This window comes from Ruegeria hyattellae (assembly GCF_041537925.1).
GTDB lineage: Bacteria > Pseudomonadota > Alphaproteobacteria > Rhodobacterales > Rhodobacteraceae > Ruegeria_C.
The window spans coordinates 452637-466247 of record NZ_JBGOSH010000003.1 but is presented as its reverse complement, the minus strand read 5'-3'; the positions used below and the strand labels follow the sequence as shown (position 1 = coordinate 466247).

At 62.4% G+C, this 13611-nt stretch carries 15 protein-coding genes; 10 read left to right on the top strand and 5 right to left on the bottom strand.

All coding sequences use genetic code 11. The features are described 5' to 3' along the window. Positions 1 to 12: 12 nt before the first annotated feature. The 3 genes from AB1E33_RS09760 to AB1E33_RS09750 form a co-directional block, all read right to left on the bottom strand. Positions 13 to 837: a C40 family peptidase gene (locus AB1E33_RS09760; RefSeq protein ID WP_372577070.1), complete on the bottom strand. Its 825-nt coding sequence runs from the start codon at positions 835 to 837 to the stop codon at positions 13 to 15. Next, positions 834 to 2216 (bottom strand): leucyl aminopeptidase family protein, encoded by a 1383-nt coding sequence (locus AB1E33_RS09755; protein WP_372577069.1) that lies wholly within the window; start codon positions 2214 to 2216, stop codon positions 834 to 836. Before AB1E33_RS09755 ends, AB1E33_RS09760 begins: the two co-directional genes overlap by 4 nt. A 63-nt stretch (positions 2217 to 2279) precedes the next feature. Continuing rightward, positions 2280 to 2669, bottom strand: coding sequence for a hypothetical protein (locus AB1E33_RS09750; RefSeq protein WP_372577273.1), 390 nt, complete (start codon positions 2667 to 2669; stop codon positions 2280 to 2282). 148 nt (positions 2670 to 2817) lie between these two features. Here AB1E33_RS09750 and AB1E33_RS09745 point away from each other — a divergent pair, with 148 nt between their 5' ends. Then, positions 2818 to 3468 carry a carbonic anhydrase gene (locus AB1E33_RS09745; RefSeq protein WP_372577272.1) on the top strand — a complete coding sequence of 217 codons (651 nt, stop codon included), beginning with the start codon at positions 2818 to 2820 and terminating at the stop codon, positions 3466 to 3468. Positions 3469 to 3485: 17 nt separating this feature from the next. Here the strand turns inward: AB1E33_RS09745 and AB1E33_RS09740 are convergent, their stop codons facing one another. Continuing rightward, positions 3486 to 4382, bottom strand: a complete 897-nt coding sequence (locus AB1E33_RS09740; RefSeq protein ID WP_372577068.1) for a LysR family transcriptional regulator — start codon at positions 4380 to 4382, stop codon at positions 3486 to 3488. Positions 4383 to 4481: 99 nt separating this feature from the next. Here AB1E33_RS09740 and AB1E33_RS09735 point away from each other — a divergent pair, with 99 nt between their 5' ends. Then, on the top strand, positions 4482 to 5609 hold the full coding sequence (locus AB1E33_RS09735; protein WP_372577067.1) for an enolase C-terminal domain-like protein: 1128 nt from the start codon (positions 4482 to 4484) through the stop codon (positions 5607 to 5609). Between the two features lie 11 nt (positions 5610 to 5620). Here AB1E33_RS09735 and AB1E33_RS09730 read toward each other — a convergent pair whose 3' ends face one another. Beyond that, a complete protein-coding gene (locus tag AB1E33_RS09730; protein WP_372577066.1) occupies positions 5621 to 6136 on the bottom strand; it encodes a winged helix DNA-binding protein in 516 nt (171 codons plus the stop codon). 120 nt (positions 6137 to 6256) lie between these two features. Between AB1E33_RS09730 and AB1E33_RS09725 the strand changes: the two genes are divergently transcribed. The 8 genes from AB1E33_RS09725 to AB1E33_RS09690 all read left to right on the top strand — a co-directional run bounded on the left by AB1E33_RS09725 (position 6257) and on the right by AB1E33_RS09690 (position 13611). Continuing rightward, positions 6257 to 7516 carry an NAD(P)/FAD-dependent oxidoreductase gene (locus tag AB1E33_RS09725; RefSeq protein WP_372577065.1) on the top strand — a complete coding sequence of 420 codons (1260 nt, stop codon included), beginning with the start codon at positions 6257 to 6259 and terminating at the stop codon, positions 7514 to 7516. Between the two features lie 43 nt (positions 7517 to 7559). After that, on the top strand, positions 7560 to 8543 hold the full coding sequence (locus AB1E33_RS09720; protein WP_372577064.1) for a TRAP transporter substrate-binding protein: 984 nt from the start codon (positions 7560 to 7562) through the stop codon (positions 8541 to 8543). A gap of 67 nt (positions 8544 to 8610) precedes the next feature. Further along, entirely contained in the window at positions 8611 to 9144 is a 534-nt protein-coding gene (locus tag AB1E33_RS09715; protein ID WP_372577063.1) for a TRAP transporter small permease, read from the top strand. Position 9145: 1 nt separating this feature from the next. Then, the gene (locus AB1E33_RS09710) at positions 9146 to 9559 is read left to right on the top strand and encodes a cupin domain-containing protein (RefSeq protein ID WP_372577062.1); all 414 of its coding nucleotides are present in this window, start codon (positions 9146 to 9148) and stop codon (positions 9557 to 9559) included. Between the two features lie 17 nt (positions 9560 to 9576). Continuing rightward, positions 9577 to 10893, top strand: a complete 1317-nt coding sequence (locus AB1E33_RS09705) for a TRAP transporter large permease (RefSeq protein ID WP_372577061.1) — start codon at positions 9577 to 9579, stop codon at positions 10891 to 10893. Positions 10894 to 10953: 60 nt separating this feature from the next. Continuing rightward, on the top strand, positions 10954 to 11871 hold the full coding sequence (locus tag AB1E33_RS09700; RefSeq protein ID WP_372577060.1) for a bile acid:sodium symporter family protein: 918 nt from the start codon (positions 10954 to 10956) through the stop codon (positions 11869 to 11871). After that, the gene (locus AB1E33_RS09695; RefSeq protein WP_372577059.1) at positions 11858 to 12607 is read left to right on the top strand and encodes a 5-oxoprolinase subunit B family protein; all 750 of its coding nucleotides are present in this window, start codon (positions 11858 to 11860) and stop codon (positions 12605 to 12607) included. Before AB1E33_RS09700 ends, AB1E33_RS09695 begins: the two co-directional genes overlap by 14 nt. Beyond that, positions 12604 to 13611, top strand: a complete 1008-nt coding sequence (locus tag AB1E33_RS09690; RefSeq protein WP_372577058.1) for a 5-oxoprolinase subunit C family protein — start codon at positions 12604 to 12606, stop codon at positions 13609 to 13611. The genes AB1E33_RS09695 and AB1E33_RS09690 overlap by 4 nt, the downstream gene beginning before the upstream one ends.

Below are 13611 nucleotides of genomic sequence, written 5' to 3'. Positions count from 1 at the left end.
TCGCGCGACGGATCAGAGCCGTTTGTGGGCCGTGACAGGCCCGTCGCCCTGCGTCTGAATACGCGTAATCGCTGCCTCCAGTGGTTCATATGCCACCGCCATATGGCCCGCATTTGCATGTAAAATGGTTTGCGCGTCGGCGACCCAGGCCACATGCCCGTTCCAGAACAGCAAGTCGCCGCGCTCGGGCGGGGTCCCACCGGGCAGCGCTTGACCCAACTCCGCCTGCTGCAGGTCACTGTCGCCGGGGCAGGCGATACCGCAGGCCAGCAGCCCGGCCTGAACCAATCCCGAGCAATCGATGCCGAACCGGCTGTTTCCACCCCAGAGATAGGGCGTTCCCAGAAACCCTGCCGCCACCGTTACCGGTTCGCTCATCAGCGTGTTGATTCCCGACAGATGGACCAATGGCACAAAGCCCAGCGGCGTCTTGGTAAACCCGTTGGTGACTTCGGTAACCTCCATCCGGCTGGCGAAGCTGAGCGACGCGGTCTCGGGCGATTTCATATCGGGTTTCGCATAGGCATGGGTCGCGGGTGCAGAGACCCAATGCGTGGCCTGCGTGACCGGGGCCAGCGTGTCAGCGGGCAGATAACCGACATAGCGGTCCTTGTCGGCCTGTACAAACGCCCAACCATCGCGATCCTCGAAAACGCGCAGTGTTTCGCCATAAAGCAGTTGTCGATCGCGCTTGCCCTCGGGCGACCGTAGCAGATCGATTACCGGTTGGTTAACCTGTCTTGCAGAGCCCTCGACCCGGCGCACGCCCTCCGGTACATCGCACAGATGGGCTGCGGCGACCCGGGTGTTCATCGGTGTCAGGCGCGGATCGCTCATAGGTCCAGCAACGCGGGCAGGCTTTCAAGCAAGGTGCGCGGGCCCTGCGCGGCCCCGCCTTTCGGACGGGCCGGAGCCTTTGCCGGTTGCCAGCCGTAAATGTCGAAATGGATGTAACGCGAGGCTGTCACGAAGCGGCGCAGGAACAGCGCGGCGGTGATCGACCCGGCAAACCCGCCGCCTGGCGCATTGTCCAGATCGGCCATGTCCGGTTCGATCATGCTTTCATACGGAGTATGGAACGGCAGCCGCCAGACCGGGTCGGCGACCCGCGCTGCCGCTTCGCTGAGGCTGCGGGCCGCGGTCTCGTCATCGGTGTAGAAAGGGGCCAGATCCGGCCCCACCGCTACCCGCGCAGCGCCCGTTAGCGTGGCCATGGAGATGACCAGATCGGGCCTGTCCTCATCCGCCAGCGCCAGCGCATCCGCCAGCACCAGCCTGCCCTCGGCGTCAGTATTGTTGACCTCGACCGTCAGCCCCTTGCGCGAGATCAGGATGTCGCCGGGCCGGAAGGCGTTTCCGGCCACCGCGTTTTCGACCGCCGGGATCAGGACGCGCAGTTGCACCGGCAGATTCAGCGCCATGATCATCCGCGCCAGACCCAACACATTCGCCGCGCCGCCCATATCCTTTTTCATCAGCGCCATGGCCGAGGCCGGTTTCAGGTCCAGCCCGCCCGTGTCGAAACAGACCCCCTTGCCAACAAGCGTCAGGTGCGGGCCGGTGTTGCCCCAGTTGAGTTCGATCAGACGCGGCGCCTGTTCGGCAGCGCGCCCGACCGCGTGGATCATCGGCAGGTTCTGTGCCAGCAAGTCATCGCCCTGAACTGTGCTTGCGGACGCGCCGAACTCGTCGGCCAGCGCGAGCGCCGCCGCCTGCAACTGCTTCGGCCCCATATCGGCGGCAGGGGTGTTGATCAGGTCACGCGTCAGCGCCTCGGCATTGGCCATTGCCTCGATCCGGGCGCGGTCGACCCCGCCGGGGGCCACCAGACGGGCCTTGCTGCCGGTTTTTGTCTTGTACCGGTCAAAGGCATATCCGCTTATCAGCCAACCAAAGCATTCAGCCGAAAGCGCTTCACCGGTCAATTCGGCTTCAAGCCGGAATATACCTTCTGGCAAATTCTCGGCTGCAGCGGCCAAACAGAACCGCTTGCGTGCCCGGCCTTCGGGCGTTCCGTAGCCTAGCAGGGCACAGCGCGGCCCGCCCTGGGCCGAGGGGATCAGCAAGGCCTGTCCGATCCTGCCTGTGAACCCGTTGGCCGCGACCCAGTCGCGGGTAACCTTGTCCTGATCGGCCAGCCAGCCCGCCAGCGCGGATTGTTCAAGCACATGCGCGGGCAAGGCGGTTTCGGTCTGATCGGCGAAGGCAAGGGTCATGATGTCTGCTCAGTCATTGGAGTTGGCCCCAGACTAGCCTCACCGTTGTCGCCCGCAAGTCCCTCAGACCATCAGATCACGCTGGTCCCAGATCGCAGTCAGCGACCGTTCGCCCACCCGGATCAGACGATAGAGCGTCGCGCCCGTCGCCACGGGATCCTCATTGTCGATCGTGTCGGTCACGTCAGCAGCCACGCGGGCCAGTGCCACCATGCCGACCTGCTCGGCGATAGCGACCAGCGAGCGCGCGCTCTTGCGCAGATCGCACCAGTCCTTGTTGCGCCAGAGCCGTTCACAGACCGACAGACGAACGGCCAGTTCCTCGACGGTGCGACACACAACGTCTTCGGCCGACGAATCGCCCAATTCCCGATAAAGCGCGGCCACTTGGCCGGGATCCAGACGAACGGATTCGTCCTGTACCAATGCGACAATCTTGTCCACCACACGCACCCTTGATTCATGTGCCCCCACGGCACGCGGCCATCCTGAGCCTTGAGTGGTTTGCAAAAGGTTGCCTTGGCTGTGCAAAAAACCTCGAATTTGCGGCAAATAGGAATTATTGCGTGTGAAACCGAACGAACAGGACAGGTCAGAGAATATGGAATACGCCCGGCCCCTGCCAAGCTATCTGGTGCAGCGCTATCACGGATGGAAGGCTACAACCTATGCCGAAAACCACGCTTGGTATCAGCGCCTGGCCACCGAAGGCCAGCGCCCGCGCGCGATGGTGGTCTCGTGCTGTGACAGCCGTGTACATGTGACCTCGATTTTCGGGGCCGATCAGGGCGAGTTCTTTATCCACAGAAACATCGCCAACCTGGTGCCGCCCTATCTGCCGGATGGCGATCACCACGGCACGAGTGCGGCCATTGAATACGCGGTGACCGCGCTCAAGGTCACGCATCTGATCGTGTTAGGCCATTCGCAGTGCGGCGGGGTGCAGGGCTGTATCGACATGTGTCATGGCAAGGCGCCGCAGCTGGAAGCCAAGGAGAGTTTTGTCGGGCGCTGGATGGACATCCTGAAACCGAAATTCGAACTGGTGGCCGACATCGAGGATGGCGAGGAACAGGCGCGCCAGTTCGAACGACAGGCGGTTGTGGCCTCGCTGGAAAACCTGATGAGCTTTCCCTTCGTCGCCTCGGCTGTCGAGAATGACACGCTAAGCCTGCACGGACTCTGGACCGATATCGGGGCCGGCGGGCTGGAATATTACGACCCATCCAGCCAGAAGTTCAAACCGGTCTGACCGGGACAGGGGCCGCTTCAACTGACCGCCATCGCAGCCATGCTTTCCGAGATCTGTTCCAGGAACTGGCTGCCGATAGTGGAAAGTGGGCGTTCCCGCGCGGTCACGATCACCACATCCAGCAGGATGCGCGGCGCGAAACGGCGCAGCACATAGCCGCTGCCATCATCGCTCGACAAGGTGAAGGGATCGACAAAAGTCGCGCCCAGACCCTCTTTCACCATGTTGAGCGCATTGCGGAACAGATCTGTCTGGCAGCGCACCCGCCAATGGGCGCCGACCGAGTGAAATGCCTCGCGGGCGCGGCGGTTGACCATGTGATCGGCCCCCATCACGATGAAGGGCACGTCGCTTAGCAGGGCAGGGGTCAGCACCTCATGTTCGGCAAGCTTGCTGCCCTCGGGCAGGGCGCAGACGATCTCAAAAAAGAACGGGATCTTGTGCAGCCCGTCATGGCGTACTGGTAGTTCGCAGATCCCGATCTCAAACAAGCCGGCCATCACCCACTCCTGTATTTTCGAGGAATATTGCGATTGGAATGCGATGGTCAGGTTCGGCTTGTTGGCGGTGAAGCGTGCGATCTGACCGGGCATGAACCCAAAGGCCATCGCGTGACTGGTCGCCACCTGCAATTGCCCCGCTTTCTGGTTCTGCAGGTCCACAACGGCCTGGTTTACATGGTCCAGCCCGCGCACGATGGTATCGATCTCGTCGAACAGAACAACCGCCTCTGGCGTGGGCAGTAACCGGCCCCGGCTGCGTTCGAACAGGCGCAGCTTGGTCCGGCGCTCCAACTGAGCCAGAAGGTTCGAGATCGCGGGCTGCGACACGCCAAGCTGTTCGGCAGCGCCGGTCACGGTGCCGGTGTCGATGACCGCGTGAAAGGCCTGATATTGGCGGAAATTGGTCTGCATGGGTAGAGTGTATAAGATTTCATGATACCCTGGCAAAAACATAATATTGGAAATGATGAGGTTTGCCGCGCACACTTCCCCAACGGCAGGGAGTACGGCGTGTCGAACCTTGATCAGCGCATTACCGGTTTCGATCTGTGGCATCTGGCATTGCCGGTGCGATCGGCACGGGATCACGGCATCGGCCGTGTCGAGGGCAGTTGCGAGGTCATCATCCTGCGGCTGACTTGCGAAGACGGGACGCAAGGATTTGGCGAGGCCTCACCCTGGTCGGTCTTCACTGGCACGCCCGAGGCAAGTTATGCCGCGCTTGACCGCTACTTGCGTCCTTTGGTTGTCGGGCGTCTCGTTGCGGATCGCTCTGCGATCATGGGTCAGGTGGCACGCGCAGTCGCCCATTGCACTGAGGCTAAGGCGGCGCTGGACAGCGCGCTGCTGGATTTGACCGGTCATCTCTCCGACGTGCCGGTCTGGGCCCTACTGGGTGGGCGCTGCCGTAGCCGAATCCCGCTCAGCTGTTCGATCGCGAACCCGGATTTCGACGCCGACATTGCCTTGATGGAGCGCCTGCGCGACAATGGCGTCGGGATCATCAAGCTGAAAACCGGTTTTCGCGACCACGCTTTTGACGTCATGCGGCTGGAGCGGATCGCCCGCGATTTCCCCGACTTCCGCGTGCGCGTCGACTATAATCAGGGGCTGGAAATCGGCGAAGCCATGGACCGTGTGCGCGACGTGGCGCAGTTCCGGCCCGATTTCATTGAGCAGCCAGTGCGCGCGGCTGAATTCGACATGATGGCGCGCCTGCGCGCGGCCACTGAGGTTCCCTTGCTGGCCGATGAAAGCGTCTTCGGCCCAGAAGACATGTCCCGCGCCGCGCGCGAAGGTATTTGCGATGGGGTGTCAATCAAAATCATGAAATCTGGCGGGCTGGGTCGCGGCCAGACGGTAGCCCGGATCGCCGCGGCGAACGGTCTGACGGCTTATGGCGGAGATATGTTCGAGGCCGGTCTGGCCCATCTGGCAGGAACTCACATGATCGCCGCGACCCCGGAGATCACGCTGGGCTGCGAGTTCTATCAGGCCAGCTTTTACCTGCGCGAAGACATTCTGGAGACGCCGTTCCCGGTTGCTGAGGGTCATGTGATCGTGCCGGGCGGAGCAGGGTTGGGCGCGGTGCCGGATATCGAAAAGCTGAACCATTACGCAGTCAGGACGCCCGAATGAACCAGGCAGGGTCAATATACCGTCGCTGCCCGCGCGGCTTGGTCATACTGGCCGGACATCAGCCGCATCAATGCGGACAACCGGCCCATCTGTTCCGCTTCGATGCCAACCTCGTTCATCGCGCGCAACAGCAACGCTTCGCGGATTTCACGGTACCGATCGCAAGCGTCTGCGCCCTGTTCGGTGGCCTCGACCGTCTTTTCTTTGCCCTGTTTGCCTTCACGCACCAGCCCCGCCTTGGCCAGTTTCTTGATCGCGTAATTGACCGTGTGGGTGTCCTCGACATTCAGCACAAGGCAAATATCCGCAAGTTTCTTGGGTTTGCCGCGATGGCGCACCGTGTGCAAGACGCACACTTCGAGCGAGGACAGGTCCGCAAACCCCGCCGCCGCCATGCAGCGTGTCGTCCAGCGGCCAAAGGCGTGGCTCGCGATGATCAGCCCGAACTCGAACTCGCTGACCTCGGGAAAGCTGCCATCGGCCAGATGGGCCGACGATACCACCGGTCCGAGAGAGGGATCTGACATGCGCGTGCTCCATCTAATTCAGATGTTTTGTAAACATTTTGTTGACGTTTTGTCAATGTGTGCGATCCTGTGTCCCGGAGAATCGGTGTGCGGCACAGACGCACCCGGTGGGAGACAGCAATGACCACAGACCGGAAAACAGTGGCCATCATTGGCGCGGGCATCGTTGGGGTGTCGGCGGCAATCTGGCTGCAACGCGCAGGCCATGACGTCATCCTGATCGACCGCAAGGGCCCGGCCGAGGGCACGTCTTATGGCAATGGCGGCGTGCTGGCATCCTGCGCGGTGGTGCCGGTCACCACGCCGGGCCTGATCGCCAAGGCGCCGAAGATGCTGTTCAGCGCCAATCAACCCTTGTTCCTGCGCTATGGCTACCTGCCGCGCCTGCTGCCCTGGCTGGGAAAATACCTCTCCCATGCCAATGCCGACGACACCACACGCATCGCCTCGGCCCTGACCCCTATCGTCGGAGACAGCCTTGAGGATCACACGGCATTGGCTGCGGGTACGGGGGCCGAGCACTATATTCACCCCTCGGATTATCTGTTCCTCTATGACGACCGCGCGCATTTCAATGGCGACGCGTTTGTATGGAACCTGCGCAAGGCAAACGGTTTTCAGTGGCAAGAAATGGAGGGCGCGGACCTCCATGCCTATGATCCGGCGTTTTCCAAAGATCTGACATTTGCGATCCGGCTGGGCGACCATGGCCGGATTTCTGACCCCGGTGCCTATGTGCAGGCGCTTGCCCGCCACCTTGAGACGCAAGGTGGCCGTTTTCTGCGCGCCGATGTCGAGGATGTGGTTCAGGAAAACGGATCACTCACCGGCATACGGGCAGGCGGAGAGACGATCGACTGCGACGCGGCCGTCCTTGCCACCGGCGCCTGGTCCGGCCCGCTGGCTAACAAGCTGGGACTGAACGTGCCGCTGGAATCCGAGCGAGGCTATCATCTGGAATTCTGGGAACCTTCGGTTATGCCGAAATCGCCGGTGATGATCGCGGGTGGCAAATTCGTCGTGACACCGATGGAGGGTCGAGTCCGTCTTGCCGGTGTGGTCGAATTCGGCGGGCTCGATGCAGGCCCCTCACGCGCGCCGCTGGAATTGTTGCACCGCAACGCGATCAAGGCGCTGCCGGGTCTGCGCGGGGCGCATGTGACCGAGTGGATGGGCCATCGCCCGGCCCCGGCGGATTCGATCCCCGTGATCGGCGAAGTGCCGGGTATCAAGGGGGCCTTCACCGGCTTTGGCCACCACCATATTGGCCTGACTGGTGGGCCGAAAACCGGGCGCCTGCTGGCGCAAATCATCTCGGGCAGGCAACCAAATATTGACCTGAGCGTCTATTCACCGGCACGCTTCGCAAAGGCGGGATAACAAAAACCAACAAGCCGACAAAACCAAAATAGGGAGAAAGAACATGAAAAGATTTACGCATCTGCTGGCCGCCACGGCCCTGACCGCGGCAAGTGCCGCACCGGCTCTAGCCGAGAAATGGGATATGCCGATGGCCTATTCCGGCTCGAACTTCCATTCGGTGACCGGCGCGGAGTTCGCCAAGTGCGTGACCACCGGCACACAAGGAGAGATCGAGATCGTGACACATCCGTCCGGCTCGCTCTTCCCCGGTGCGCAGATCAAGCGAGCGATCCAGACCGGGCAAGTGCCCATCGGTGAGCGGCTGCTGTCAGGGCATCAGAACGAAGATGCCATCTTCGGCGTGGATTCCGTTCCCTTCCTGGCAACGTCTTTCGACGATGCCGATAAGCTCTGGAACGCCGCCAAACCGACGCTGGAAAACGTGCTGGCCGATCAGAACCTGACGTTGCTCTATTCGGTGCCTTGGCCGCCGCAGGGGCTGTATTTCCGGGACGAGGTAAACTCGGTCGCGGATATGGAGGGGGTCAAGTTCCGCTCCTACAACAACGCCACGGCGCGTCTGGCGGAACTGACCGGTATGCTGCCGGTCACCATCGAAGCGGCCGAGATCAGCCAGGCCTTTGCCACCGGCGTGGCCGACTCGATGGTCAGCTCGGGCGCCACCGGATATGACCGCAAGGTCTGGGAAAGCCTGAACCACTTCTACGAAGTCGACGCTTGGCTGCCGCGCAACTACATCATGGTGAATTCCGATGTCTGGTCGGGTGTGTCAGATGGCAACAAGGCGGTTGTGCAGGCTTGCGCCGATCTGGCCGAATACGCAGGCACCTGGCGCGCGGTTCAATATACCGATTTCACTCTCAAAGGTCTTCGCGATGGTGGCATGAGCGTTGCGCCGGCCAGCGACCAGCTGAAAGGCGAGCTGCAGCAGATCGGCGAAACCATGACCGCCGAATGGCTTGAGGCAGCGGGCCCGGATGGCGCGGCCATCGTCGAGGCGTTCAAGGCGTCAAAGTCGGAATAAACCCGGCCTTTCGGGGCAGGCCTGCGGTCTGCCCCCAACCCCAACAAAACATGGACAGGGGGACCTCATGGCACTCGCAAAGCGGCTGCGCGCCGCGCTTGATTTCCTGTATCTCGGCTCGGGTATTCTGGCCGCGCTCTGCCTGATCGCGATCCTGATCCTGATCGTGGTGCAGATGCTGGCCCGCTGGACGGGAGAGGTCTTTCCCGGAGCGCCCGACTATGCCGGTTACGCCATGGCCGCCGCCTCTTTCCTGGCCTTTGCCAACGCGCTGAACCGAGGTGCGCATATTCGGGTGTCGATCCTGATCAACGCGGTCGGGCCAAAAGTGCAGCGGATCATCAATATCTGGTGTTTCGCCATCGGCACGGCGGTGGCGTGGTACTTCGTCCGCTACTGCGTGAACTTCGTGTACTGGTCGTGGAAATTCAACGATATCAGCCAGGGTCAGGACCGCACCGCACTGTGGATACCGCAATCGGTGATGCTGCTGGGCGCTGTCATCTTCGCCATTGCGCTCACCGATCACCTGATCAGCCTGATCCTGAAGGGCGATCACCGCATCCAGCGCGATCTTGTCGATCAGAGTTTCGGTGAATGACATGCCGCTCGCCAAAGGGATACCAGCCATGATCCGCACCGCCACTGCCATCGCTCTATTCGCCGTTGCCCCAGCACTTGCGTTTGCCGAGGGCGCCATCACACGGACCGAGCTGTCCCGTGCCGATGTGCCCGGCTCTGACACCCATGAGGTCATCGTCGCCCGGCTTGAGATCGAACCGGGTGCAACGGTGCCACGCCATACCCATAACGGCGACGAACACCTCGTCGTGATCACCGGAGGCACCATGCAGACCGTTGACGGCAAGCAGATTCCGTTTCCCGACGGCATGGCCGCGCATTTCCCGCAAGGCAAACCCCATGGTGGCCTGACCAATGCAGGCGATACCGTGATGATCGCCATCACCACCCACGTGGTCGAAAAGGGCAAGCCCCTGAACGTCCCGGTCGATTGATGCGGAAAGGATAAGACATGGAAGACTTTTCGATCATCATCCTGTTTCTCTTCGTGCTCTTCCTGCTGCTGGGCACCGGGGTCTGGGTCGGGCTGGCGCTGATGGGCGTCGCTTGGGTCGGCATGGAGCTGTTTACCTCGCGTCCCGTGGGTGATGTCATGATCACCACGATCTGGACGGCCTCATCCTCCTGGACACTGACGGCGCTGCCGCTGTTCATCTGGATGGGAGAAATCCTGTACCGAACCCGGCTAAGCGAAGACATGTTCAAGGGACTCGCACCCTGGATGGCCGGGCTGCCCGGTGGGCTGGTCCATACCAATATCGTGGGGTGCACGGTCTTCGCAGCCGTTTCCGGATCGTCGGCGGCAACCCTGACAACAGTTGGCAAGATGTCGATCCCGGAGCTGCGCAGGCGGGAGTATCCCGAGGAGTTGATCATCGGCACACTGGCCGGTGCCGCGACATTGGGCCTGATGATCCCGCCCTCATTAACGCTGATCGTCTATGGCGTGACTATTAACGAAAGTATCTCGAAGCTGTTTTTCGCAGGCATTCTGCCGGGCCTCGTGCTGGCGTCGATGTTCATGGCCTATGTGGCGATCACCAGCAGGGTTTCGAAGACGTGGCAACCCAAGGCCGAACCGCCACTGACCATGGGCCAGCGCATCGCCAATTCCCGCTTCCTGCTGCCGGTGATCTGCCTGATCATGGTGGTGATCGGCTCGATGTATTTGGGCTATGCCACCGCGACCGAGGCGGCGGCCTTTGGCGTGATCGGCGGGCTGGTTCTGGCCGCCAGTCAGGGCTCGCTCACCTGGCAGACCTTCACCGAAAGCCTGATGGGCGCGACACGCACCTCGGCCATGATCGCGCTGATCCTTGCGGGGGCTGCGTTCCTGTCGCTGTCGATGGGGTTCACCGGTTTGCCGCGTGGACTGGCCGACCTGATTGCACAATGGGAACTTAGCAAGTTCCAGCTGCTCATGGTGCTCTTGGTCTTCTACATCGTCCTGGGGATGTTCCTTGACGGGATCTCGTCGGTGGTACTGACAATGGCGGTGGTCGAGCCGATGGTACGCCAGGCGGGGATCGACCTGATCTGGTTCGGCATCTTCATCGTGGTTGTTGTCGAGATGGCGCAGATCACGCCGCCGATCGGGTTCAACCTGTTCGTGCTGCAGGGCATGACCAACCATGAGATGGGCTTCATTGCCCGTGCCGCCTTCCCGATGTTCCTGATCATGGTACTGATGGTCTTTGTGCTGATCCTGTTCCCGGAAATCGCCACCTGGCTGCCCGAGAACCTCAGGCAAGCCCCCGGAGGCGGCTAGCGCCGCCTACACCTCACCCCCGAGACTAACAAAAAGGGCCCGCAAGGGCAGTCCTGCCGCATGACCGCGCTCATCTTCATCGCCAGATATGGGAAATTCGCGCTGATCTGCGGGTTGCTGGCCGGGCTGCTGTTGCCTGATGTCGCACAGGTGCTGCGGTGGTGGATTCCCGAACTCGTGTCGCTGCTGCTGCTTCTGACCGCTTTTCGTATCGGGTTGGTCGATACGCTCGCCAATCTGGCAGAGCTGCGCCGGACGGTGCTGGCGGTGCTGATCCTGCAATTGGCCCTGCCGGTCGGGGTCCTGCTGATCGTGATACTGCTGGGCCTGCCGGCGTCATCACTTGTGCTGGCGCTCGTGCTGGTGATGGCTGCCCCTTCGGTCACCGGATCGGCCAATTTCGCGATCCTGCTCAACGGCGATCCAGCCCCGGCGCTGCGCTTGCTGATCCTTGGCACCGCGCTGCTGCCGCTGACCTGCATTCCCGTTTTTGCCCTGCTGCCAGGTTTCGGGGATATCGGCGACGTTCTGGCCGCCGCGATGCGCCTGCTGGTGGTCATTCTGGCGGCGGCGGCGCTGGGCTTTGCCCTGCGTCACTGGCGCGCGCCTGACTTGTCGGAGCGGGGTCGCAAGGCCACGGACGGTCTAACCATGATCGTGCTTGCCGTCGTGGTGATCGGTCTGATGTCGGCGGTCCGCCCGGCATTCGAAAACGACCCTGTGGAACTGGCCTTCTGGGTTGTGGTCGCTTTTGCGCTGAATTTCGGTCTGCAGGTGGCGGCCTTTTTCACCCTGCGCGGTCGGGGGTCCCCTGCCGCCACGCCACTGGCCATCGTTGCTGGCAACCGCAATTTTGCGCTGTTCTTTGTCGCGCTGTCGCCCGAGGCGACGGACCCGCTTTTGATCTTTCTGGGCTGCTACCAATTCCCGATGTACCTTACCCCGGCTCTGTTGCGGAGGCTTTATGACCCACGCTGACGCCTTTCCCATGATCCGCCCGCTTGGGTTGGACGGTCTACTGGTCAGTTTTGCCGACACCATGTCGGAACCGGCCAACCGCGCGGCGCTCGCCTTTCGCGCGGCACTCCTGTCGGATCTGCCCGAGGGCGTGCTCGAGACATCAACGTCGCTGACCTCGGCCTATCTCCGCTTTGATCCGCTGGTATTGCCGCACGCGGCGCTGCAGTCGTGGCTGGGGCAATTGCTCGCCATACGGAATTGGTATGCCGCGCCTTTGCCTGCCGGGCGCAGGCTCTGGCGGGTGCCCACGGTCTATGGCACCGATCTGGCCCCGCAACTGGAGGAAGCCGCAGCATTGGCGGGTCTGTCGCCGGAGGATGCGGTGCAAAGGCTCAGCACATCGCGGGTCCGCGTGCTGACCATCGGTTTTGCGCCCGGCCAACCATATCTCGGCTCGCTTGGCCCGGAGTTTAACATCCCCCGGCAGCAGGAGCTGACACCGATGGTGCCCGCCGGAGCGCTGATTCTGGCGATCTCGCAATTCGTGCTGTTTTCCGGTCCCGCACCCACCGGCTGGCGGCATGTGGGGCAGACAGCCTTCCGGTGTTTCCGCCCGGAACAGGAACACAGCTTTGCGTTGGCCGCCGGTGACGAAATGGTCTTCGAGGCGGTCTCACCCAAGGAATTTGCCGCTATCGACGATCGCGACGCGGGCGGCAATGGCGGCGCGCAGGCCGAGGAGATTCCGGCATGAGCCTGATCGTTCACAGCAACGGCCCGGCCTGTACGGTTCAGGATCAGGGGCGCCCTGGGTATCTGGATCAGGGCCTGTCCCGGTCGGGCGCAGCCGATCTTCTGGCGCTTCACGAGGGGGCGGCGCTGCTGGGCCAGCACCCCAGCTGCGCGGCGCTGGAAATGGCGGGATTCGGCGGAAGCTTCGAGGCGGCGGTCGAGGTGAGTATCGCGCTGACCGGCGCGCCGATGCAGGTCAGTATCGATGGCGCTCAGGTTGCGTGGAACGCCTCGCACAGTTTGACGAAAGGGCAGGTCCTGACCATCGGTGCCACGCGGCAGGGTACGTATGGCTACCTGCATGTCGCCGGCGGGATCGATGCGCCGTTGATGCTTGGCGCGCGCGCAACCCATCTGACCGCAAATATCGGCAGGGCGGTCGCGCCCGGGGACATGTTGCCGGCTATCGGCGGCACGGCGGCGGGCGGTTACAAGATCACCAGCACCGACCGGTTCACCGGCGGTACCCTGCGCGTGATCGCCAGCGCCCAGACCGGGTTATTCAGCGCCGCCACGCTCGAGCGGTTGGAACAAACCACGTTCCTCCGCGGAGCGCGTGCCAACCGAATGGGCATGCAACTGGAGATGGACGGCCCCGGATTTGCCGCCGAGGGGCAGCTGAATATCCTCTCCGAGGTCATTACACCCGGCGACATCCAGATGACCGGCAGCGGCAATCCGTTCATCCTGCTGCCCGAGTGCCAGACCACCGGCGGCTATCCCCGGATCGCCACGGTGATCCCCTGCGACCTGCCGCGCGCGGCGCAGGCCCCGGGTGGTGCGCCGCTGCGATTGCAGTTCGTGACACTGGAGGAGGCTCTGGCATTGCAGGCCGCCTTCGAAGCTGAGCTTGCGCGACTGCCCACTCGCCCCGAACCGCTGGTGCGCGATCCGCATGACATCAGCGATCTTCTGTCCTACCAACTTGTCAGCGGCGTGGTGTCCGCAACCGATCAGGGAGAGTAA